This is a genomic window from Luteimonas notoginsengisoli (assembly GCF_042648885.1).
Taxonomy (GTDB): Bacteria; Pseudomonadota; Gammaproteobacteria; order Xanthomonadales; family Xanthomonadaceae; genus Luteimonas; species Luteimonas notoginsengisoli.
This window is the reverse complement of record NZ_JBHRYF010000017.1, coordinates 53284-75107: the sequence shown is the minus strand read 5'-3', so window position 1 is coordinate 75107 and position 21824 is coordinate 53284. Positions and strand designations below refer to the sequence as shown.

The 21824-nt window shown below is 64.2% G+C and carries 20 protein-coding genes; 13 read left to right on the top strand and 7 right to left on the bottom strand.

Annotated elements, in window-relative coordinates:
• Positions 1 to 41: 41 nt before the first annotated feature.
• Positions 42 to 692: an SDR family NAD(P)-dependent oxidoreductase gene (locus ACFOM9_RS15395; protein ID WP_386712879.1), complete on the bottom strand. Its 651-nt coding sequence runs from the start codon at positions 690 to 692 to the stop codon at positions 42 to 44.
• A gap of 724 nt (positions 693 to 1416) precedes the next feature.
• Here ACFOM9_RS15395 and ACFOM9_RS15390 point away from each other — a divergent pair.
• On the top strand, positions 1417 to 1773 hold the full coding sequence (locus tag ACFOM9_RS15390; RefSeq protein WP_386712876.1) for an SPW repeat protein: 357 nt from the start codon (positions 1417 to 1419) through the stop codon (positions 1771 to 1773).
• 64 nt (positions 1774 to 1837) lie between these two features.
• Positions 1838 to 2257, top strand: a complete 420-nt coding sequence (locus tag ACFOM9_RS15385; protein WP_386712873.1) for a hypothetical protein — start codon at positions 1838 to 1840, stop codon at positions 2255 to 2257.
• Between the two features lie 216 nt (positions 2258 to 2473).
• On the opposite strand, the gene ACFOM9_RS15380 is transcribed toward ACFOM9_RS15385, so the two are convergent.
• The 4 genes from ACFOM9_RS15380 to ACFOM9_RS15365 all read right to left on the bottom strand — a co-directional run bounded on the left by ACFOM9_RS15380 (position 2474) and on the right by ACFOM9_RS15365 (position 7439).
• Positions 2474 to 4069, bottom strand: a complete 1596-nt coding sequence (locus tag ACFOM9_RS15380; RefSeq protein ID WP_386712870.1) for an MFS transporter — start codon at positions 4067 to 4069, stop codon at positions 2474 to 2476.
• A complete protein-coding gene (locus ACFOM9_RS15375) occupies positions 4069 to 5178 on the bottom strand; it encodes an HlyD family secretion protein (RefSeq protein WP_386712867.1) in 1110 nt (369 codons plus the stop codon). Before ACFOM9_RS15375 ends, ACFOM9_RS15380 begins: the two co-directional genes overlap by 1 nt.
• Before the next feature lie 47 nt (positions 5179 to 5225).
• Positions 5226 to 6230 carry a bestrophin family protein gene (locus ACFOM9_RS15370; protein ID WP_386712864.1) on the bottom strand — a complete coding sequence of 335 codons (1005 nt, stop codon included), beginning with the start codon at positions 6228 to 6230 and terminating at the stop codon, positions 5226 to 5228.
• A 459-nt stretch (positions 6231 to 6689) separates the two neighbouring features.
• A complete protein-coding gene (locus ACFOM9_RS15365; RefSeq protein ID WP_386712861.1) occupies positions 6690 to 7439 on the bottom strand; it encodes an SDR family NAD(P)-dependent oxidoreductase in 750 nt (249 codons plus the stop codon).
• A 308-nt stretch (positions 7440 to 7747) separates the two neighbouring features.
• Between ACFOM9_RS15365 and ACFOM9_RS15360 the strand changes: the two genes are divergently transcribed.
• Positions 7748 to 8569, top strand: a complete 822-nt coding sequence (locus tag ACFOM9_RS15360; protein ID WP_386712858.1) for an alpha/beta fold hydrolase — start codon at positions 7748 to 7750, stop codon at positions 8567 to 8569.
• Between the two features lie 77 nt (positions 8570 to 8646).
• Here ACFOM9_RS15360 and ACFOM9_RS15355 read toward each other — a convergent pair whose 3' ends face one another.
• Complete coding sequence (locus tag ACFOM9_RS15355) at positions 8647 to 8913, bottom strand: hypothetical protein (RefSeq protein ID WP_386712886.1); 267 nt, start codon at positions 8911 to 8913, stop codon at positions 8647 to 8649.
• Here ACFOM9_RS15355 and ACFOM9_RS15350 point away from each other — a divergent pair.
• The 10 genes from ACFOM9_RS15350 to ACFOM9_RS15305 all read left to right on the top strand — a co-directional run bounded on the left by ACFOM9_RS15350 (position 8848) and on the right by ACFOM9_RS15305 (position 21103).
• Positions 8848 to 9177: an acyloxyacyl hydrolase gene (locus ACFOM9_RS15350; RefSeq protein ID WP_386712883.1), complete on the top strand. Its 330-nt coding sequence runs from the start codon at positions 8848 to 8850 to the stop codon at positions 9175 to 9177. The genes ACFOM9_RS15355 and ACFOM9_RS15350 overlap by 66 nt on opposite strands.
• Positions 9178 to 9679: 502 nt before the next feature.
• Positions 9680 to 10600, top strand: a complete 921-nt coding sequence (locus tag ACFOM9_RS15345) for an MBL fold metallo-hydrolase (RefSeq protein ID WP_386712855.1) — start codon at positions 9680 to 9682, stop codon at positions 10598 to 10600.
• A 331-nt stretch (positions 10601 to 10931) separates the two neighbouring features.
• Entirely contained in the window at positions 10932 to 11534 is a 603-nt protein-coding gene (gene wrbA / locus ACFOM9_RS15340) for an NAD(P)H:quinone oxidoreductase (RefSeq protein WP_386712852.1), read from the top strand.
• Positions 11535 to 12003: 469 nt separating this feature from the next.
• Positions 12004 to 14919: an ATP-binding protein gene (locus tag ACFOM9_RS15335; RefSeq protein ID WP_386712849.1), complete on the top strand. Its 2916-nt coding sequence runs from the start codon at positions 12004 to 12006 to the stop codon at positions 14917 to 14919.
• A gap of 185 nt (positions 14920 to 15104) precedes the next feature.
• Positions 15105 to 16112: a LysR family transcriptional regulator gene (locus ACFOM9_RS15330; RefSeq protein ID WP_386712846.1), complete on the top strand. Its 1008-nt coding sequence runs from the start codon at positions 15105 to 15107 to the stop codon at positions 16110 to 16112.
• Positions 16113 to 16134: 22 nt separating this feature from the next.
• Positions 16135 to 16998, top strand: a complete 864-nt coding sequence (locus ACFOM9_RS15325) for a hypothetical protein (RefSeq protein ID WP_386712843.1) — start codon at positions 16135 to 16137, stop codon at positions 16996 to 16998.
• Positions 16999 to 17183: 185 nt separating this feature from the next.
• Positions 17184 to 17948, top strand: coding sequence for an SDR family oxidoreductase (locus ACFOM9_RS15320; protein WP_386712840.1), 765 nt, complete (start codon positions 17184 to 17186; stop codon positions 17946 to 17948).
• 567 nt (positions 17949 to 18515) lie between these two features.
• Positions 18516 to 19316, top strand: coding sequence for an alpha/beta fold hydrolase (locus ACFOM9_RS15315; protein WP_386712837.1), 801 nt, complete (start codon positions 18516 to 18518; stop codon positions 19314 to 19316).
• Positions 19317 to 19340: 24 nt separating this feature from the next.
• Positions 19341 to 20393: an alpha/beta fold hydrolase gene (locus ACFOM9_RS15310; protein ID WP_386712835.1), complete on the top strand. Its 1053-nt coding sequence runs from the start codon at positions 19341 to 19343 to the stop codon at positions 20391 to 20393.
• A gap of 11 nt (positions 20394 to 20404) precedes the next feature.
• Positions 20405 to 21103, top strand: a complete 699-nt coding sequence (locus tag ACFOM9_RS15305; RefSeq protein ID WP_386712832.1) for an HD domain-containing protein — start codon at positions 20405 to 20407, stop codon at positions 21101 to 21103.
• Between the two features lie 260 nt (positions 21104 to 21363).
• Here the strand turns inward: ACFOM9_RS15305 and ACFOM9_RS15300 are convergent, their stop codons facing one another.
• Positions 21364 to 21774, bottom strand: coding sequence for a cupin domain-containing protein (locus tag ACFOM9_RS15300; RefSeq protein WP_386712829.1), 411 nt, complete (start codon positions 21772 to 21774; stop codon positions 21364 to 21366).
• Positions 21775 to 21824: the final 50 nt, after the last annotated feature.

Below are 21824 nucleotides of genomic sequence, written 5' to 3'. Positions count from 1 at the left end.
CAATCTCCTTGTCGTTGGGGATTGGACTCCAGATCGCGGCGCTACTCAAAGGTGGGGGGACGTCGCGCGCGCTTCTCGAAGTTGATGTCGTCCCACTCGATGCCTGACAGATGATGACCGAGGGACGACACGGAGACTACGCGCGCACCACCTGCACGGCGCAGCGCCGGCCAAAGTCGACTGGTCAGCTGGAAGTGCCCCAAATGGTTGGTCGAAAGCTGCAGCTCGTTACCACGCGCGTCGCGCTCCAGTATTGGCGAGGCCATGATGCCGGCGTTGTTGATCAGGATGTTCACCGCCAAGCCGGACTGCACGATCTCTCGGGCAAACGAGTCAATGGAAGCTGGATCTGTCAGGTCCATTTTCCTGACCTCAATTCCGCCGCCAGCTTCCGCGACGGCACGTCGTGCCCGGTCAACCGCGCGCGCCGGAACGATGACCCTGGCGCCGGCTTCCGATAGCGTCCTTGCCGCTTCAAGCCCCAAGCCGGCATGTCCCCCGGTGACGATTGCGAGCTGCCCGGCCAGGTTTTTCCCCCGAATGACATCCAGCGTCGTGCTGTGCGCGGTATAGCCGGTTCCCAGTGGCCTTTGCAGTGATCTCATGTTTGTTCCAAGGTCGATGATCGCAATCGCGTCGATCGGGGCAAGCCCGCAAGCGGCAGCGATTGGTACAGATTGTCCGGCGGGCATCCGGATGTCTGCCGGGCTTTGGAAACTGCTTCCTGCCCGACGTCCCGTCGCATAGCTGATCGGCTTGGCGGATACACCGCGCCGACGTCGGTTGTCCCATGCAGGAACGGATGGAAAGTGCCCGTTACAGCCGCCTCAACGCGCTGGCATGCGCCATCTTCGTCATGCCGGACAAGAAGCAGTGGCTGGCAGCCTATGCCCGGCCTAACGGATGCGGAAGGATCATCGGAAACGACACCATGTTCCTCGTTCCGCAACGATCGCAGCCGATCCGGCCCGAACAACACGGCACCCGCCAACGGGAAGCTAATGCGCTGCGCACAACGGCATGTCGCCCCGGATCTGCATTAGATGCATTCCATGCAAGGACCATGGTCGCCCCTCCAAACGAGGGATCCCTCCCGCGAGAATCGCCTTGAATCCACTATCCGACACCTATCCGTGGACGCGATGCGCCGTCGCCCGAATCGAGTGGCCGGTGACGCAGCCGCACACCAGACTCGCGCGGAACCGATGACTGTGGACAGGGCCACGTTCATTGCTCCTTTGCCGTGATTGTCCCTTCGGACACAACATTGAGAAGCCCGCAACGGGTCTTCCGGCACCCCGGGTTCCTACCTAGTGTGGAACAGCGTCGTGAGCAGCGGTCTGGATGGGATTTCATGCCTCTCCCGCAACACGTCGCGCCCCCACATCTTGGAGAAACATCGTGAACTCGAATGCATTGAAGAAGACTTCCAACACCATGACCGAGTCCTGGATCGACTGGACCAACCTGGTACTCGGCACCCTCCTCCTCGTTTCGCCCTGGCTCGGATTTGGCGGCAGCGGGGCCGTCGCAGCAAATGCTGTGGTCTGCGGCTTCGTCATCGCCTGCATTGCCGGCGTCGCGCTCGCCAAGCCGTCGCCAGGTGCGGAGAAGACCAACGCATGGCTGGGCGTGTGGTTGCTGGTCGCCCCCTGGATTCTCGGGTTCTCGGGCAATGCGGGCGCCACCTGGGCCAGCCTCCTCGTCGGCTTCTCAGTGGCCTGCTTCGCCGGTATCCAGATCACCCGGCTGGGACGTTCCGCGCGCCGCTGACACCCCCGGCGAATGCAAGCCGCGATCTGCGGCCAGACGCCCCTTCATCACGGGAATTGCAGACATGTCCAACAACCACAATCCGGAAATCCTGGAATTCATCGACTTGCTGGCCGAAACCGGCAGTCACTACCGCATGGAAGCGATGGAACACCTCTACCTCGACGACCTCGGCTTCCTGGTGCTCACGCCACAGGGAGACATCGCGCGTTTTTCGAAGACGGAAATGCTCGACGAGTTCAGGAGTCGCCGCGACGCTGGTGAACCACCGCTATCCACGGAGAAGCGGGTCCTGCACATCGAGGAGCAGGATGACGAAGCAACCGCGGTCCTGTACCGGCGCATGAGCCCGGAGGCCGATCCCGCGCTCTACGAACTGCGCCTGCGCAGGCTCGATGGCAAATGGATGGTGGCGGGGGAAACCGTCCTTCCCTGGCCTGACCTGGCCTCAGCCAAGGGATTCCTGCCTCCACGCACCAAGTAGGCCATCGTCAACAGTCACTTTTTTGACCCGGGACAGGATCCATCCGGCCGCTCGCAATGCAGGATGGATCCCGTTCCGGATGTCGGCTGCGGAGAACAGACCCGAAATCGATCATCCATGCCCGTTGAACGCGATACGTTCGGGCCCATTCGCCTTTTCCCATGCGGACGGCCGCAACGGATGAAAAGCTGGAGGAGCAATTGAACGTCCGGCCGACTACACCGGTTGCGTTCGAGCCCGCTGCGTCCGCTCCAATACCACTCTGATTGTCACCAGCACGGGGATAGCGACGAAGAAGAACGCTCCCAGCCCGAGAAACAACTCGTCGAACGCGCGCGCGGCTGCCTGCGTGCCCAGTGCCCGGGCCAGGACGGCCAGCGCGGCGACGGGACCTTGCGACGCATCGACGCCATTCGCGACCAGAGCGCCGGCCAACGCCGACCTGACCGCCTCGACAGCGGGCCGTCCGGCCACCAGGTATTGCGAAAGCACGGTAGTCTGCGCCGGCACCCGCCACTCCAGCCAGGTGAGCACGAATGCCGACCCCGCCAGGCCACCGACCTGCCTGCCCAGGTTGAACAGGGCGACGCCATGGGCCTTGAGCCCCTGTTCGACGTGACCGAGAGTCAGCATGGTGAGCGACATGAACAGCGCACCCATTCCAAGTCCGCGGCACCAGGTGGCAACTGCAAGTTCACTGCGGCCGCTGTCCGGCGTGGCGTGGGAAAGCAGCCACATGCTGGTCATGAACAGCACGATGCCAAGCGGGATCGGCAGTTCCACCCTCGCCCGCGTGTACTGGATGACCAGGCCCGCGGACAGCAGGCCCAGCGCCACCATGATCGAACTGGACAGCGTGACCTGGCCGACGTGCACCGGCGCGAGTTGCAACACGTTGGCGGCAAACAGCGAGATTGCCGATGCACTGCCGAACAGGATGAAGCCGGCGGCAAAGGTCGCACAGAATCCGAACGAGAACCGCGCGTCCCGGAACACGGCAGTTGCGAAGAGCGAGGTCTTCGCGCGGGTCGACGCCAGCACCAGCCCGGCGAAAGCGAGCAGCGTCCACACGCAGGCGCGGACAAAGCCGGGATCGTCGAACCAGTCGTAGCGCGCGCCCTTCTGCAGCACGTAGACGAAGCCGGTCGTCGCCAGCGCCAGCAGCACGCAGACACCGGCGCCGGGGAGCCGCGTCGACCGATCCGGGCGATCATGCCCACCCACGATGGCCAGCGCGCCGCTGCCGAGCATGCCAATCGCGCCGGACAGCAGGAAGAGCAGCTGCCAGGCATGCGCGTCGGTCGACCAGCCATGCAACGCCGGCGCGATCGTGGTCGGCAGCACGACGATCGGCAGGGCGAGCAACGCCTGCAGCAACGGCTGGCGCCGGGCGGGTTGCAGCGCGAACACCAGCGACTGCCCGGTGACCAGCAACAGGCCGCCGAGCGCACCCTGCGCCACTCGGCATGCCATTGCCGGCCCGAGCGCACCCATTGTCAATCCGAGCGCGGCCGTGGCCAAGGCAAGTCCCCAGCTCGCTGCCAGCAGGCAGCGCCATGGGCCGAAACGTTGCAGCAACCGCGGCGACAGCGCGAACGCCATGATCTTCGCCGTCAGGTAGGCGATGTTCAGCCATGCGATCTCGTCGGGAATCGCGGCAAAGCTACCTGCCACCGCACCGCGGTTCACCACCAGCAGGGTGCTGTTGACGCCGTCAAGCGCCAGCATCGCGACGATGGCCGCCACGCAGGTGGCTGCGCGGGTTGGCCCGAAGCCGTCCGCAGGCGTATCGGCGGGCGGCGGCGCGTGCATCAGTCTTCCTGCGCGCGCGCGAGTCCGAGGCTGCTTTCGTCCGTGTCTCCCCGCTTGCGCAGGGCGATCGTGACCTCGGCGGACAGGCCGGCATAGAGCTTGCCGGCGAGCGGGTTGTCGTTGTCCAGCACGATTTTCACCGGCACCCGCTGCGGGATCTTGGTGAAGTTGCCGGTGGCGTTGTCGGGTGGAATCAGGGCGAACTGGGCGCCGCTGCCCGGCGCGATGCTCTCGACGGTGCCCGCGATATCGACATCGGGATACATGTCCACCTCCACCATCGCCCGGTCGCCGACACGCACGCCCGACAACTGCGTTTCCTTGAAGTTGGCGACCACCCAGACGTCACGCAGCGGCACCAGCGAAAGTGCCGGCGCACCCGGCGACACATAGCGCCCGACCCGGATCTGGCGGTTGCCCACCACGCCGTCGACGGGGGCCCTGACCTTGGTATGGCGCAGCGCGTTGGCCGCAAGCCGCTGCGCGGCCCTGGCCTGCACGAGCGCCGAAACCAGCTCCAGCCGCTGGGCCTTGAGCACTTCCCGCCGGCTCGCTTCGGCCTGCTGACGGGCCGCGGCAGCGTCGGTGGCGGCGACGGCCTTCAATCGCGCGGCGTCCGCGGCGTCATACGACTGCCGGCTTACGACACTGCGTTCGACAAGCGCCTTGTACCTGCGCGCATCAAGCGCGGTACGGCGGGCTTCGACCTTCGCGGCCTCAACGTCCGCGACCGCCTGCGCGATCACTGCGCCTTGCAGCCCGATTTCGCGGTCGAGCCGCTCGAGGCCGCGAGCCTGGCGCTCCACGCCAGCCGCAGCCTCGTTCATCCGCGCGCGATAATCCGCGTCGTCGATCCTGAAGAGCACCTGCCCCCGCGTGACGGCCTGGTTGTCGTCAACTAACACCTCCGAGACGTAACCGGCGACCTGCGGCGCGACCGTGGTGATCTCGCCGCGCGTGTAGGCATTGTCGGTCGCAACCGAAGTGTCGCCGCTCAGCCAGCGGCATACCGCGTACCAGAAAAAAAGGACCGCAAGCGCCGAGCATGACGCGGCGAGGAGGAGGCGGGCTCGACGCCTGCGGTCGGGGGAAGGGGCACGGGATGTCATGGCGTGGTCTCTCGTGTGGGTCGGCTGTCGCGTCCGCATCGTCGTGTTCAAAGGACGACGTGCTTTCCGCCGTCGAGCCGTGGCAGGTTGATCTCGCCGAGCATTTCCTTGAGGTCGGTCTCGATCTCTCGGCACAGCCGGGTGATCGGCACGTCGTTGGAGCCACCCTCGAAGGGATTTGCCGTGCTCTCGCCGACCTGGTCGAGCGAGGTGTACATCCACGAGACCAGCACGCTCAACGGGATCGCCAGCCAGACCATGTTCCCGGCCATGAAGCCGTTGACGATGCCGTTGAGTTTCTCGAGCTCCTGGATCAACCCGAGCGGCAGCAGCACGCACAGGATCCTGACGAAGATCATGTTGACGATCGCGTACTGCCGCGGATACGGGAAGCCCTTGATCAGTTCGCTGCTGCATTGCTGCCCGTGCAGATCGCCTATCGCGCCTTGCAGCCGTGCGAATGCACCGGGTTCGATGGCACCGCGGTCCAGCGCATCGCGGACCGCTATGCCCTGCAGGCTCAGCACGCGCGCGGCCTTGTTGCTGGCGACGAGGATCTGGGCGACCTCCTCGCAGGGCACGTACATCATCAGTTCGTCCTCGAGCGATGCTTCCTTCTCCGGCACCGTGTACGAACGCCGGTATTCGACGTTGTTCGCCTTGTCCACCGTCTCCCACGGCTTGCGCTGCCGCATCGCATAGCGCAGCGCGGTGAGCCAGGCGAAATGCCGGTAGATGAGCTTCTTCGACTCCTCGGGATCTCGTACCAGGTCGCGGCACATCGTGCCCCAGCCTCGGCTCTTGGCCACGATCGCCATCCAGGCCTGCTGCGACGCCCAGTACCTTCCATAGGTCTGCGTGCTCTTGAAGCCGGCCATCAGCGCCACGGCGGTACCCAACAACAGGACCACGCCCCAGGGCATGACCAGCCACTTGATCCCGAGCACCTCGTAGAAGAACACGGGGATCGTGGCCACGACGACCAGCGCATAGATCGAGCGTCGGGTCCAGAACACGAATTCGGTGAATCTGTAAGATCTACCGGCAAGCATGGCGGTTCTCCGGTACTGCAGCGTTGTCGACGCAGATGAAAGGCGCTGCGGAAAATGCCTCATGGCCACGCCCGGCGAGGTTCTCCAACTCCTTGTTGCCAATGAGTCCGGTACCACCGATGACGACGATTCTCATATCGGATCCTCTGCATCTTTCGTGATTGAAGAACGGACTACGGCGCCTGGAAGACGTCATCGGGAGCACGGTATGGATGCTAGGCAGCAGTACTGATCGCGGGTAGACCCGCGCCGGTGTGCGCGGTGTTGCCCGGCACGCACCAATCGTCATGCAACCCCCGGCGACGCGGCGTCCGCACACCCCTACCGCCTGACAGTGGCGCGCGCGGCAACGTGGCTGTCCTATTCCTCGAACGATGACTCGAAAGGCGATGCCCGGCTGCCGGAAGACCGAAACGCGGACACGCGCTGTTGCACGACAGGCAGCAGTTGCGTCGCGGCCTACAACAGCGTCATGCCGCCATCGACGCGCAGGTTGACGCCATTGACGAAGCTGCTGGCGTCGGAAGCCAGGAAAAGCGCTGCATTCGCCAGTTCGTAAGGCCGGCCCAGCCGGCCCAGCGGAATTTCCTCGGCAACGGCCTGCTCGAATGCATCTCGCCCTTCTGGCGGAATGCCGAGCTTGGCCAGGATCTCGGTGTCCACAGGCCCGGGGCTAAGCACGTTGACACGGATTCCGCGTGACTTGAGCTCGATTGCCCAGCTTCTTGCGAACGCGCCGATCGCCGCCTTCGATCCGGCGTACACCGCATGGCCGTCGAGCAACTTTTCGGCTGCGATCGAACCGGTAACGATGATCGATCCTCCGTCACGCATGATCGGAATCATCTTCTGCACGCCAAAGAACACGCCCCGCGCATTGACCGAGAACTGAGCGTCGTACTCGTCCGGCGAGACCTGCGCGGAATGGTTGATCGTGTTGATGCCGGCGTTGGCCATGTAGATGTCCAGTGCACCGAACGTCGCATGAATGTGCGCAGCAACCGCTTCGTGATGTTCGATGCTGGCGACGTCGCCCTGGATTCCCAGCGCGCCGGTGCCGATTCTGGCCACTGCTTCGTCGATCGCCTTCCTGCGCCTGCCGGTGATGATGACCTGAGCGCCCTCGGCGGCGAAGCGCCTCGCCGCTGCCAAACCAATGCCGCTGTTGCCGCCCGTGATCAGCGCAACCTTTCCAGTGAGGGCTTTCATTGCATTCGCTCCAGTCCAGGGGGCGCTCTCCGCCGCACCCGGTAATCGTCAGGGGCGCTCACCTTATGGAGCCTGCGGAAGAGGAAACAGACGGCAACGGAATACATCGCGTTGACCTACGCGCACCAATAGCCGTGCGTCACGGGTCACGCGTTGCCGGCACATGGATTGATGCTGCCGGTTCAACACAGTGCACAACGCCGAATGCCTACCGACCATGCATGGCTGCGCGTAGCGTTTGGCCGCGAGTTCGATCGCGCCGTGGAAGCCCATCCAGGCATCACCTTCCCCAACACAGGATCCCCGACATGACATCCATCATCACCAAAGACGGTACCGAGATCTTCTACAAGGACATGGGGCGTGGTCAGCCCATCGTCTTTCACCATGGCTGGCCGCTCTGCAGCGACGACTGGGATGCGCAGCTGTTGTTCTTCCTCGAGCAGGGCTACCGCGTCATTGCCCATGACCGCCGCGGACACGGGCGCTCCAGCCAGAGCGCGAACGGCAACAACATGGATACCTACGCTGCCGATGTCGCGGCACTGGCCTCGCGCCTGGACCTTCGGGACGCGATTCACATCGGCCACTCCACGGGCGGCGGTGAAGCCGCGCGCTACGTTGCACGCCATGGAGCCGACCGGGTTGCCAAGCTCGTTCTGATCGGTGCGGTGCCCCCGCAGATGGTCAAGACCGAGGCGAACCCCGGTGGCTTGCCCATGGAGGTCTTCGACGACCTCCGCGCACAGCTCGCAGCCAGTCGCGCCGGCTTCTACTGGGACTTTCCGGTACCGTTCTACGGTTTCAACCGCGACGGTAATCCGCTGTCGGAACCCGTCCGGCAGAACTGGTGGCGGCAGGCAATGCTCGGCGGCGCGAAGGCACAGTACGACTGCATCCAGGCCTTCTCCGAGACCGACTTCACCGACGACCTGCGTGCGATCTCCGTACCGACGCTGGTGATGCACGGCGACGATGACCAGATCGTTCCGATCGCGGACTCGGCGCTGCTGTCGGCCGAACTCCTCCGAAACGCGACGCTGAAGGTCTACCCGGGCCTGCCCCACGGCATGTGCACGACGCATGCCGAGACCATCAATCGCGACTTGCTCGCCTTCATCCGCAGCTGAAAGAAGCGGCTGCACCGGCGTCCCGTGCGCCGGTGCGGCTCCGCGGAGCATTCACCGTGACACGCCTTCAACTCCCATCAACGCCTGCCGCCCGCGCGCTGCATTGCAGAGCCCGCGGAGCGCATGTCCTTCTGCTGCTCGGACTCACGGCGTTCTTCGCACCAGCGACGCAAGCGGCGGACATTGCGATCGAGGCCGGGCAAAGCTGGAGTGGAAAGTCCGAGCTTGGCTCCACCCACGCGGTCTTCATCCAGGTCGGCTCCGGACATCAGCATCCCGTGCTTCGCGGCAAGCTGCAGGTCCAACCCATCGTCACGGCCGGGATCGTGGCGGGTCGCGACCAAGGCAGTAATCGCCGTGACGCCTGGCTCGCTGGCGCCGGCTTGCGTGTTACGCGGCCCAGCCACGGCAGGGAACACTGGTTCTGGGAGTCCTGCGTGCTTGCATCGTCAGGGGATACTCCATCGCTGTCCGGACACCTCCAGTTTGCCAATGGCTTCGGCTATGCGCATGGATCATGGGAGTTGAAAGTCAGGCATATCTCCAATGCTGGACTTCGCGAGCCGAATCATGGCGAGACAATGCTGCTCTTGGGCTACTCCTTCTAGCCATGCCTACCCTTCGAGCTCTGGATGCTCCGGATTAAAACTTGGCAACTTGCGCTTCAGGTCTGATGACGCGACAAGCCGGCTATGCATGTCCTACGCGCATGCGCCTACGAGCTCCCAGCTTTCCCACGGCGACCCATGATCTTTGGGTAGAACTTCATCGATGGAACGCGAGCGGGAGTGAGTCGCTCCTCGCGAGTAACCATCCATATATCCGTTGGTGCAGAACGGGCAACAGCCTGAGCCTGCGCATGGTGCTACCGCACCTGGACCACGCTCAATAGTCTAGCCCCGCACGGCACGGCGCCGTGTTCGAGTCCGTTGCCCATGGCAATGGATACCGTTCAGCCGAAACGCAGCGTGATCTCAGGTCGGACGTTCCCCCAGACATAGAGCGTGCCCGGAGACCCTGGCGACAGCGCCGTTCAGATGGGATCGATTCGGACTCGCAAGTCCAGATCATTCTCGCTGCCGACTGGCCAACTATCGTGGAGACGCCAACATGTTCAGCGTGGAAAATGCAGCAACCCCGAATCCGTCCGCCCTTGATGAACTCGTTCCATCGCGGTACGCGTTAACGGTTGGGGATATCGATGTGCTCGTGGTCAGCGACGGCGTCTTGCCGCTACCTACGAAGATGCTGGGTCACAACGCCAAGCAGGTCGAGCGCGACAAGTGGTTTGATGGGATGTACCTGCCCCGGGACGCCTTCGATTGGGCCCTGAATGCAATGCTGGTGCGTAGTGCCGATCATACGATTCTGATCGATGCTGGTCTTGGTATGGATCCGGACCTCCATCTGCCGCGTGCCGGCCAGTTGATCGGACGCTTGGGCGCAGCCGGCATTGACCTGACGGAAGTGACCGACGTGGTGATCACCCACATGCATATGGACCATATCGGCGGCTTGCTTCTCGATGGAATCAAGGAGCGTCTGAATCCGAACCTCCAGATTCATATCGCCGCCTCTGAAGTGGAGTTCTGGAAGTCTCCAGATTTCACGCGCACGAGTATGCCGGACGGATTTCCGGATGCGTTGCGCGCCACTGCGAAGAAGTTCTGGGCGGAGTACAGCAAGTACATACGCACCTTTGATGACGAGCGTGAGGTGGCTCCTGGAGTTCGCGTGCGCCGCACAGGTGGTCACACTCCCGGTCACAGCGTGGTGCGGATCGATTCGAATGGTGAAGCACTGACCTTCGCGGGGGACGCGGTGTTCGCGGTCGGATTCGATCAGCCAACTTGGCACAATGGATTCGAGCACGACCCGGAAGAGGCGGCGCGCGTTCGCATCGGATTGCTCAAGGACCTGGCCGGAACGGGGGAGCTCCTGGCTGCAACGCACCTGCCATTCCCGTCAATCGGACGTGTGTCTGCCGATGGGGAAGTCTTCCGTTGGGTGCCAGCCTTTTGGGACTTCTGACCGCGCCTGAAGACTCGGTCTGATACAGGGCCAGGCCTACTTCCTGCTGAACGAATCCAGCCGGAGGTGGGCCTGGCGTTGCATTGAACAAGCCCCCGTCCAGGGCTGCGCACTGATGACCGCAGTCCAGCCTGGATTCCGCCGCCTTCGACCGAATTGGTTGACGTGGATTGCATCCCGAGGACCCTCAAACGAGGTCGATGTTGCTCCGTTTCGGCCATTCCCGGAACTACATTGTTTCAATGTAGGAATCATCCCGATTCCAAGAATCACACTAGCCGGCCTCTTCTGGCCTCGGCTATTTTCGATTCCCCCCGAATCGGAGAAGACCATGACGAAGGTCCTCGTGCTTTACTACTCTTCATATGGGCATATCGAACAGATGGCCGAAGCGATCGCGGAAGGCGCTCGCGCCGCTGGCAGCTCGGTAGACATCCGGCGAGTACCAGAACTCGTTCCCGAGAGTGTTGCCATCGCATCCGGCTACAAGCTCGACCAGAAGGCGCCGGTCGCGGAGGTCGACGAACTCATCGATTACGACGCGATCATCATCGGCACTGGTACGCGCTATGGCCGCATGACTTCCCAGATGGCCAGCTTCCTCGACCAGACCGGCGGCCTGTGGGCGCGAGGCGCTCTGAATGGGAAGGTCGGATCCGCCTTCACGTCCACCGCCACACAGCATGGTGGCCAGGAAACCACCCTTATGGGGATCCATATCAATCTGCTGCATTTCGGGATGGTATGCGTCGGGCTTCCATACAGTTTCCAGGGTCAGATGCGGCTTGACGAAGTGACCGGTGGCACGCCCTATGGTGCGACGACGATCGCTGGCGGCGATGGGTCCCGGAGGCCGACTGAGAACGAGCTCGAGGGAGCGCGCCACCAAGGTCGCCTGGTAGCTGAACTGGCGACCAAGCTCGCTGCTGGTTGATCTGGCAGGCCGCACACAGTACGGGCTCGAGGCCAATTCGTGGCGCGAGGGCAACTAGCCCCGGGGTGCTGAAGAGCGCTTGCCCATAGCGGGCGCATGCGTCCGATCTGTCCATTACGTGCATGGATCTACATATTTCCCCGCTGGAAGCACGGATAGTGAGGGGAGTTCACGATGCAGAGCGGTCAATGAGTCCTGAAAGTGGAGTAGCGCTTCAGCCCCGCCGCTCTGTTCGAGCTTGCGCACAATCACATGGAGCGAATACCCCACTGATCGGATAGCGATATCCACCTGACCCGGTCCCCGTGGCCGGCAGCACCTGCTCTGCGTTCCGATGATGCGAAGCGGCAGGCCTGGTGGTTTAATTGCGAATCAGGCACGACGTGGCCTGCCGTGCTCGAACCATTGATTCGATCGAGTTGCCTTACGATGGCACCGGGGCCATGAGGCGAGCCACAGGCGCTCAATCATGCAAGCACAGTCCAAGGATCCATCCGATTCTCCGCCGCCCCCAGCCGACGGCCCGGCATCCGGCGACGTTTGCTTGCGGTTTGGCTCCTTTGTCCTCTGGGAGAACCAGCGCCGGCTTGAGTCGTCCGGCCAACCGGTGCGATTGGGACCTCGTTCGTTCGATTTGCTATTGCAGCTGATCAAGCGGGCCGGCGAACTGGTCAGCAAGGAAGAATTGCTATCCGCCGTCTGGACCGGCGTCGTGGTCGAGGAAGCCAGCGTTCGGGTGCACATGTCCCTGCTTCGCAAAGCCTTGGGCGAGCCTGATGCCAGCGATGGGTGCAAGGAGTGGATCACCAACGTCCCGCTGCGAGGCTACCGGTTCAACGGACAGGTTGTTCGTGAACTGACCGACTCCCCGGCCACGACTTTGACACGACCGCCTGCCCCGCTGGCGAAGTTGCCGGTGCGTCTGACCGAACTCATCGGGCGCGAAGCCGACGTGGGCGACGTCCTGGCGTCACTCGACGGACACCGGCTGGTCACGATTGTCGGTGCCGGCGGCATCGGCAAGACCAGCGTTGCGATCCGCGCCGCGGAACATTGCCAACAGAAGCCGGCCATGCAGGTGGCCTTCGTCGATCTTTCTCCGTTGATCTCGCCAGACCACGTGCTCGGCACCATTGCGAGGTCGCTGGGCGTCGCAGCCGACTTGCCCGACCCCCTCCAGGGCATCATCCAGAACCTGGCTGGACGCGATGCGCTGCTGCTGATCGACAACTGCGAACACGTCGTGGATGCGCTCGCGCTTCCGATCACGCGCCTGCTGATGGCCCTGCCCGGCCTGCGCATCCTTGCGACCAGTCGGGAACCGCTGCGTGTATCGGGCGAGTACGTCCAGCGCCTGTCCGCGCTCGCCGTCCCCGATGCCGAGAACGTTACGCTTGCACAAGCACTGCACTGGCCCGCAGTCGAACTGCTCATCGAACGGGCCAAGGCCGCCGGCGCTGGAGGGTTTGAGGAATCGGATGGCCCGCTGCTCGCCAGGATTTCGCGCCAGCTCGACGGCATTCCCCTGGCCATCGAACTGGTGGCCGCACGCCTCGGTGTCCAGTCCGCCGGCAACCTCGCCCTCAGGCTGGATGACCATATGCGGCTTCTCTCCATCGACAGCCGGGCGGCGCTTCCGCGCCACAGGTCGCTTGCGGCCGCACTCGATTGGAGCATTGCGCTGCTGGACGAGGACGAGTCGCGGGTCTTCCGCCGGCTCTCGGTCTTCAGGGGCCGCTTCAATGTCGAGTCCGCACTTGGCGTCGCCGCTGGCGACATGGACCCGGACGTTGCGTTCGACGCGTTGATCTCGCTGGCCAACAAGTCGCTGGTGTCCTTCGATGGCAACGACGCCATCGCACCATATCGCCTACTTGATACAACCAGAAGCTACGCAGCTTCGCTGCTTGCGCAGAGCGATGAGCATCCGGCATTGCTGCGCCGCCATGCGATGTTCATGCTTGACCTGATGAAGGCCGCGACGGCGGATTTGCCAAACCTCACTGCGCACGATTGGGGCGACCGGTATGCCCACCACCTGGATGACGTGCGCTCCGCGCTCGAGGCCTGCCGGGCTGACCCATCGGATGCAAAGACCGCCGCGGCACTGGTCACGTCGTCGGCACCCTTGTGGTTCCACGTATCCCAGGTCGCCGAGTATCGCGACAGGGTCGCGGCGGCGCTCGAACTGATCGATCAGCAGTCGGATCCGGACAGGGAAACGGAGACCTGGCTGTTGAACGCGCTGATCATCGCGCTGCTGCACACTGACGTCCTGAACCCCGATCTGGCTACGGTCTCCGATCGCGCCCTCGCCGGCGCATTGGCAGCCGAGTCGCGCGTACTGGAACTGCAGGTCCGCTGGGGGCGGTGCACGCACGACATGTTCCGCGGCGAGTACGTCGCGGCGCTTCAGCAGTCGGCAACACTGCTTGCGATTGCGCAATCGTGGTCCGACCCCGCTGCACTCAATCTCGCCCACCGCGTGAGCGCGATGGCAAACCATTTCTGCGGCAGGTTCGCCGCGGCGAAGAAGCACTGTGAAACGTCGCTGCAATTGAGCGGCGGTGCCCGTCGCACGCGCACCAACATGGTCGGGGTGGACCCGGCCGTCGCGGCGAAGGCGATGCTGGCGCGGACGCTCTGGATCCAGGGAGAAACGACGAAGGCCCTGGAGACGGCCAGCGATGCGGTGGGCCGCGCCGAATCGTCCGGGCATGCCGTCTCGCTGTGCGCCGCGCTTTACGGCGCTTGCCCCGTCGCCCTGTGGTCGGGCGAACTCGAGCTTGCCGGCAAGTGGATCCGAGCGATGACGGACGAAGCACAGCGCAAGGGGTTGGTGGGTTGGCTCCGATACGCCGACTGGTACTCCCAGGGCCTGCAGCTGCGCACCGCCCACGATCCCAACCTCTATGTCCATGATGTGTCCGCCCAGTTCGCGAGCTACGACGCGCCGCGCAGGGAGATGCTCGTAACGTTCTGTACCGACTGGGTCGATGACGGGATGGTTGCGCGGCTCTCGCTCGGGGAAGGCCTGTGGAGTGCCGCGGAAGTTTGGCGTGCCCTTGGTCGGAAAAGCGAGCTGCGGGGGATGACCGATGAAGCCGAGGGTTTCTACCTCCGGGCGCTCGAAACCTCGAGGCAGCAAGGCGCAAAGGCCTGGGAGTTGCGTGCCGGTCTGAGCCTGGCAAGGATGTGGGCGCACCTGGACCGGCCGCAACAGGCGCTGCAACTGCTTGAGCAGACGTGCGCGAATGCCCCCGACCAGGGCGACCCGGCGATCACACAGGCCCGCGGGTTGCGTGACGAGATCGCCCGGAGCCTGCATTTGGGCCATGGCGGCACCCGGGCGGCAGCAGGACCGCCCCACGCCGACGGCGGTTGAAGTCACGAGCCCTTGTCGTGCCCGTGCTGGATTCGATCCAGCGGCGGAAAAGCACGCCGATCATCTCCTTTACATGCATTGACAGGCATTAACTGGCGCTTGAGGCGTCCGGGCGCGCACGGTAGGCAAGCGGTTCGCATCGCGAGATCGAACGCCCCGCCCTCACCAAGCCGGAAGCCGCCGCCATGACCTCCTCCACGCTCGTCGCTCCTCCCACGGATCCCCTGGCCACCAGCTTTGCCACGACCTATGCCGGCGTCGTCGCCTTCATCGCCGTGGTCACGGAAGGCAGCTTCGCGCGGGCGGGCGACCGCCTGGGCATCGGCCGCTCCGCGGTGAGCCGCAATGTCCAGAAGCTGGAAGACCAGTTGAACGTTCGGCTCCTGCATCGAACCACCCGGAGCACGGCTCCCACCCGCGAAGGCGACCTGTTCTATGCAAGCTGCCATAGCGGGGTCGCCCGGATCGTCCAGGCAGTCGAGGAAATGCGGGATCTTCGGGATGGTCCGCCACGCGGCCATCTTCGTGTCAGCTCGGCCACCGGCTTCGGCCGCAAGGTGGTGGCGCCACTGCTGCGCGAATTCCAGGCCATCTATCCCGAGGTATCGATCGACCTGCTCCTGAGCGACAAGCCGACCGACTTCACATCCGATCGCGTTGACATCGCATTCCGCAATGGGCGCATGGAGGACGCCGACATCATCGCGAGACAGATCATCCCCATGCAATTGCTGGTCTGCGCCTCCCCCGAGTACCAGCAAGCCCACGGACTGCCCGCCGTGATGGACGACTTGGCCGATCACGAATGCATCAACTATCGGCTTGGCTCCGGCCGGATATTCGAATGGGAGTTCAAGGTGGACGGCCAGATCCGCAAGATCCCCCCGCAAGCCAGGCTCACCTGCAACGATCTCGAAACGGTGCTGCAGGCCGTACTCGACGGGCAAGGCATCGCCCAGATGCCGGGCTACCTGGTCTGCGAGGCACTGAGGTCCGGCGCACTGGTTTCCTGCCTGACGCAGTACGCGCCCGACGACCGCGGCCACTACATCTGCTACCTGAGCCGACAGCACATGCCGTCGCGCATGCGAGTGTTCATCGACTTCATGACAGCCAGGATCCGGGCTTCGGACCTGCAGTGCCTGACCGGGCTGGCATACGGCCTCGAGAACCCGGCGCGCAAGGCCGCCTGATACCGCACGCACTCCCGAAGCCATGCTGAACATCCTGCTGCAAACCACGATCGACGATGTACCGGACGACTGGAACGTCGGACGTTTCAGCCGCTTGGGCGAATTCCTGTCGCAGCTCAAGGATGACCAAGGTCGACTAGCCTTCGAGGTGATCACACGCAATCGCGGCGCGCGCGGGAAGCCGGATCCCGTGCTGTCGAACCTGCATGACTCCGGCTACCACCAGCTTTGGCTCCTCGCCGTCGACGGCGGCGACGGCCTGGCTGCCGAGGACTGCGCGGGCATCAGCCGGTTCCGCCAGCTCGGTGGCAGCCTCATGGTCACGCGCGACCACATGAACCTGGGCAGCTCGATCTGCAACCTGGGAGGCGTCGGCGCCGCGCACCACTTCCACAGCCATAATCCGGAGCGCAACGAAGCCCGTCGTTGTGTCGACAATCTCTTTTCGTCCCCGATCTCCTGGCCCAACTACTACTCCGGCGCCAATGGCGATTTCCAGCGAGTCCGCCCGGTCGGCAACATCCACCCGGTGATGCGGGACAGGCACTCGCCCACTGGCGTCATCCAGTACCTGCCCGCGCATCCACACGAAGGCGCAGTGAGCGCCCCGCCGGATGACCCGAGCGCCCGGGTCATCATGGAGGGGCAGAGCCTGGCGTCGACCCGGCGATTCAACATCGCCGTCGCCTTCGAACGCTCAGGACACGGCGGTCGCGCCATCGCCCAATCGAGCTTCCACCACTTCACCGACTACAACTGGGCCCCGGAATCCGGCTGCCCGTCCTTCGTGAACGAACCTGCCGGCGATGCAATCACCAGGTTCCCCGAGGCACTCCGCTCGACGAAGCAGTACGTCCGCAACGTCGCCTTCTGGCTCGGCGCCTGAAGTCGACCGACTGCAGATACCCGGTCAGCGTCGCGGTTGCACGTATCCGGCATTGATGCATCCGGGGAAGCACTGCAGTTCCGGCTACGGAGCTATCGGAGCACGAAGGGGCCTCCTAGCATTGAAGCGCAAGCCGGGATGCACACGCGTCGACACGCCAGCCGGCAACTCACCAAGAGGCAGGCATGAACATCATCGTCATTGGCGGAAGGGGCTTGGTAGGCCGGAACATCGTCGAGAGGTTGCGCGCGCAGGGCCACCGCGTATCGGCCGCATCCCGTTCGACCGGCGTGGACCTGGTGACGGGGAAAGGGCTGGCCGACAGCCTGGTTGGCGCCGATGTCGTGGTCGATGTCAGCAATTCACCGACTTTCGACGACATGGCCGCCTTCGAGTTCTTCAAGACCGCCATTTCCAATCTGATCGATGCCGAGAAGCGCGCCGGAGTGAAGCACCACGTGTCGCTTTCCGTGGTCGGGACAGGCCGCCTCGACGCGAGCCCCTACCTCCGCGGGAAGGCGCTGCAAGAACGCGTGATCGCCTCATCGGGCATCCCGTTCACCATCGTGCACGCGACGCAGTTCTTCGAGTTCCTCCTCGACATCATCACCTACGCCATCGACGGCCAGGCGATCCACTTGTCGCCCGCCTACATCGAGCCCGTCGCCTCCGATGATGTGGCCTCGACGATCGCGCGGGCTGCCACCGAAGTGCCCGTCAATGGCTCGATCGAGATCGCCGGCCCGGAGCGGGCCAGGATGTCCGAACTCATCCGGCGATTCGTCATCGACATGGAAGCGCCGTACGAGGTGTGCACCGATCCCGAAGCGCCCTACTTCGGCGCCACCCTGGACGAGTGCGTTCTGCTCCCACGCAAAGACGCCGAACGCGGGAAGCTGGGATTCCAGGCCTTGTTCGAACGGTCGGAGTACGCGCGCGCCAGCTGGTGATGTCCCATTCGGGGCGTCGATGCCACCGGCGCGTCAGCGCAATCCAGATGCAAGAGATTTCATCCTTGTCGCATACGCGGCGACCTGGATTGATGCCTGGGCGACAACACGGTGGCTCCCGGTTCTCGTCTTCCGCTCACCGGCGCCCGGACGCAGAATTGCCCCACCTTCCCCCCATGGCAACGAAGACGACGGGTGTCAGTTCGTCGAGGCGGCTGTAACGGGACGTGCACTTTCCACCCGTTCGTGCACGGGACAAACCCACGTTGGCGCGGCGTCCCCGCGGAGTACCAATCAGCCACACGACGACGCCATGGGCGGGGAGCCTCGGCCCTCGAATCCAATCCCCCCGGGAAGGTCGCGCAGGGACCGCTTTTCCCAGCATCGCCCTGCGGGCACAGCACATGGAATCCCGGTGCGATTGCTGCACGCAACGCAACACGGCGGGTCATTCCGATGTCTTCCGGCACCGCGTTGCGCTGCCTATCTTGAAACCACGCCGCAGTGCCGGGACAGCGTCAACCCGATCCCATCCGGCGCAACTTCACCCAATCCGCAGAGGTATCCATGAACACCTTGATCAAGCGACTGGCGCTCCTCGGCGTCCTGTCCCTCGCCCTCACTGCGCTCTGTGCCGAACCGAAGGAAGCCCCGCATCCCGCGGCCAAGCCCACGATCGTCCTCGTCCATGGCGCATTCGCCGATTCCTCCAGCTGGAACGACGTGGCAAGCGACCTCGTTGCCCGCGGTTATCCCGTCGTCGCCGCCGCCAATCCCCTGCGCAGCGTCAAGTACGACGCCGCCTATCTCGACGCCCTGCTCGAGACGATCGATGGGCCGGTCGTGCTGGTCGGTCATTCCTATGGCGGGATGGTGATCAGCGACGTCGATTCCGGGCGCCACGAGATCAAGGCCCTGGTGTACGTGGCGGCATTCGCGCCGGAGATCGGCGAAACCGCCGCCGGCCTTTCTGCGAGGTTTCCGGGGAGCACGCTCGCTGCCGCCCTCGGGCCGCCCGTCGCGCTGCCCGATGGCAGCAATGATCTCTACATCCAGCAGGCACGCTTCCACCAACAGTTCGCGGCCGATGTCCCCGCCGGTCCGGCCGCCGCAGCAGCGGTCGCCCAGCGACCCGTAACCGACAAGGCGCTGAACGACGCATCCGGCCCGCCCGCCTGGGGATCGATTCCGTCGTGGTCGATCTTTGGCAGCCTGGACAGGAACATTCCGCCGGAAGCCCTGCGCTTCATGGCCCGACGCGCGCGGTCGCGCCGGATCGTCGAGATCGATGGCGCCTCGCACCTTGTCATGGTGTCGCACCCGGATGAAGTGGCCCGTCTCATCGTCGAAGCCGCGGAATCGCATTGAGCCCGCAACCGCCGGAGAAATCCCATGCACGAACACATCGACAAGCGGCGGCGCGCGATCATCGGCGGCGCCGCAAAAGGGGTCGCCCTGGGCGGAATCACCGCGGCTGCCGGCCATTCGCTGATCGCCCGCGCAGCCGCGACGTCCCCACGCGCAATGCTGCGCGCCGAGCTGGGGCAAGCCAGGACGATCCGGGCGGGCCAGCTGGACGTGGCCTACTTCGAATCCGGGCCCCGGGACGGGAATCCCGTCCTCCTGCTCCACGGGTTTCCGTACGACGTCCACAGCTATCAGGAAGTGGCGCCGATACTGGCCTCACGAGGGTGCCGCGTCGTGGTCCCCTATCTGCGTGGGCATGGAGCAACGCGCTTCATCGATGCCAATGAGCCGCGCGCGGGACAGCAGGGCGCGATCAGAGCGGATGTCATGGACCTGATGGATGCCCTGGGGATGCCCAGCGCCGTCCTGGCTGGCTACGACTGGGGTGGCCGTGCCGCGTGCGTGGCTGCCGCGCTTTGGCCTCACCGATGCCGTGGCCTGGTCTCCGTGAACAGTTACCTGATCCAGGACATTGCGCACTCGGAGCGGCCTGCGCCCGCACGCATCGAATGGGGCCTGTGGTACCAGCATTACTTCCAGAGCGAACGCGGCCGTGCCGGATTGGCGGCAAACCGAAGGGAAATCGCGCGGATCCTGTGGGAGAACAATTCACCGACCTGGGCATTCGACGATGCGACTTTCGAGCGCAGCGCAGAGGCCTTCGACAATCCGGATTTCGTCGACGTCGTGATCCATTCGTATCGTCACCGGATGGGATTGGCGGATGGGTTCGCACGCTATCGGGAAGTCGAGCGCCGACTGGCTTCGCTGCCCCCCATCACCGTGCCCGCGATCACCCTGGACGGTGATGCGGACGGCGTTGTTCCAGCCACGGACGGCAAGTCCAGCGCAGCGCTGTTTGCCGGTCGCAGGACGCATCGCATCATCCAGGACGTCGGACACAACCTGCCGCAGGAAGCACCACGGGCATTCGCCGACGCGGTGCTTGACCTGCTTGTGCCAACCGGATCTCCATAGGAGGAATTCCCATGCAAACGCTGTCGAGCATCGGCCGGGCGCCGCCCTCGTACTCGCGCCATTCCCGTGAGCCCGCCATGCGTACCCTGGCCGGCATCACCGTGCCCGACACGCCCCTGGTCTCGCGGGCCATCGAGTACGTGCGCAAAAACTCCGAACCCTACCTTTTCAACCACGTCATGCGATCCTGGCTGTTCGCAGTAATCCTGGCGGACCAGAAGGACGAGCCCTGCGATGCCGAGGTACTGGCGGTGTCAACGCTGCTGCACGACCTCGGCCTGACGAAGGCGGGCAGTGGCTCCCTCCGGTTCGAGGTGGAAGGCGCCAACGCCGCGCGTGACTTCGTCCGCGGCGAAGGCCTTGATGAACGTCGCACCCAATTGATATGGGACAGCATCGCACTCAACTCCACCCCGTCGATCTGCCTCCACAAGGAAACCGAAGCCGCGCTGTGCACCCTGGGTGTCGGCGTCGATTGGGGCGGATGGCGTTATGAGTCGATTCCGCAAGCCGACATGGCGCGGATCCTCGATGCGTTCCCCCGTCTGGGCATGAAGCACCATTTCGCGCATGCAGTTTGCAGGATCGCCGAGGCGCGACCCGAAACCACGTACGACAACTTCGCCAGGGATTTCGGCGAGCGTTTCGTGCCCGATTACGATCCGCCTTCGTCGGTGGATGCGCTGCTGGAATCCCCGTTCGAGGAGTAGCCCGGTTCCGAGAACCGACTGGGCGGTCCGCGATTGCGAGGTTTGGACTCGTCGTCAGTGCTGTCCGGGCGGTGGTTCTCCGCGATACGCGCGTCACCTTCGACCGGACTGCGCACACATGATCGGACTGGGTTCGACGCGCGAGAATGCATCGGCACGTAGATCCCCCTTGTTTCGCGCAGAAGAAAGAACCCCGGTTTCACCCGGGGTCCTGGAAGTCCTGAGGAAGACACGGCTCAGCCGCGATTCGCGACGCGGCGTCAGTCGGCGGGGATCACCGCTGGCTTGCCGGCGTCCTTGATCAGGAACGCGAGGAACCTGGCCGGCTTCTGTGAACTGGCATTGCGCCCGACCGTGTGCAGGTCTTCGGGACGCTCATGGAAGGTGTCGCCGGGCCGCAGGGTGACTTCCCTGCCACCGGCGACGCCCATGATGATGTTTCCTTCCAGGACATAGACGAATGCTTCGGCATCGTGGCGATGGACCGGATCGACCGCGCCCGGCGGGAACTCGACCGACAGGAGCAGGACTTCCTTGCCCGGGAACTCGGGCAATGGCTGGGTCATGACCGGCGTGGCGATCGGCGATGGCGCGGCGGCGACAGGCTCCTGCGCCATCGCCACGGTTGACGAGAGCAGCAGGCAAATGCCGAGGCAATGATGGATGCTCATCGAAGGCTCCTTTTGGGGGACGTGGGGGAAGATCGGGCACCGGCAGTGCC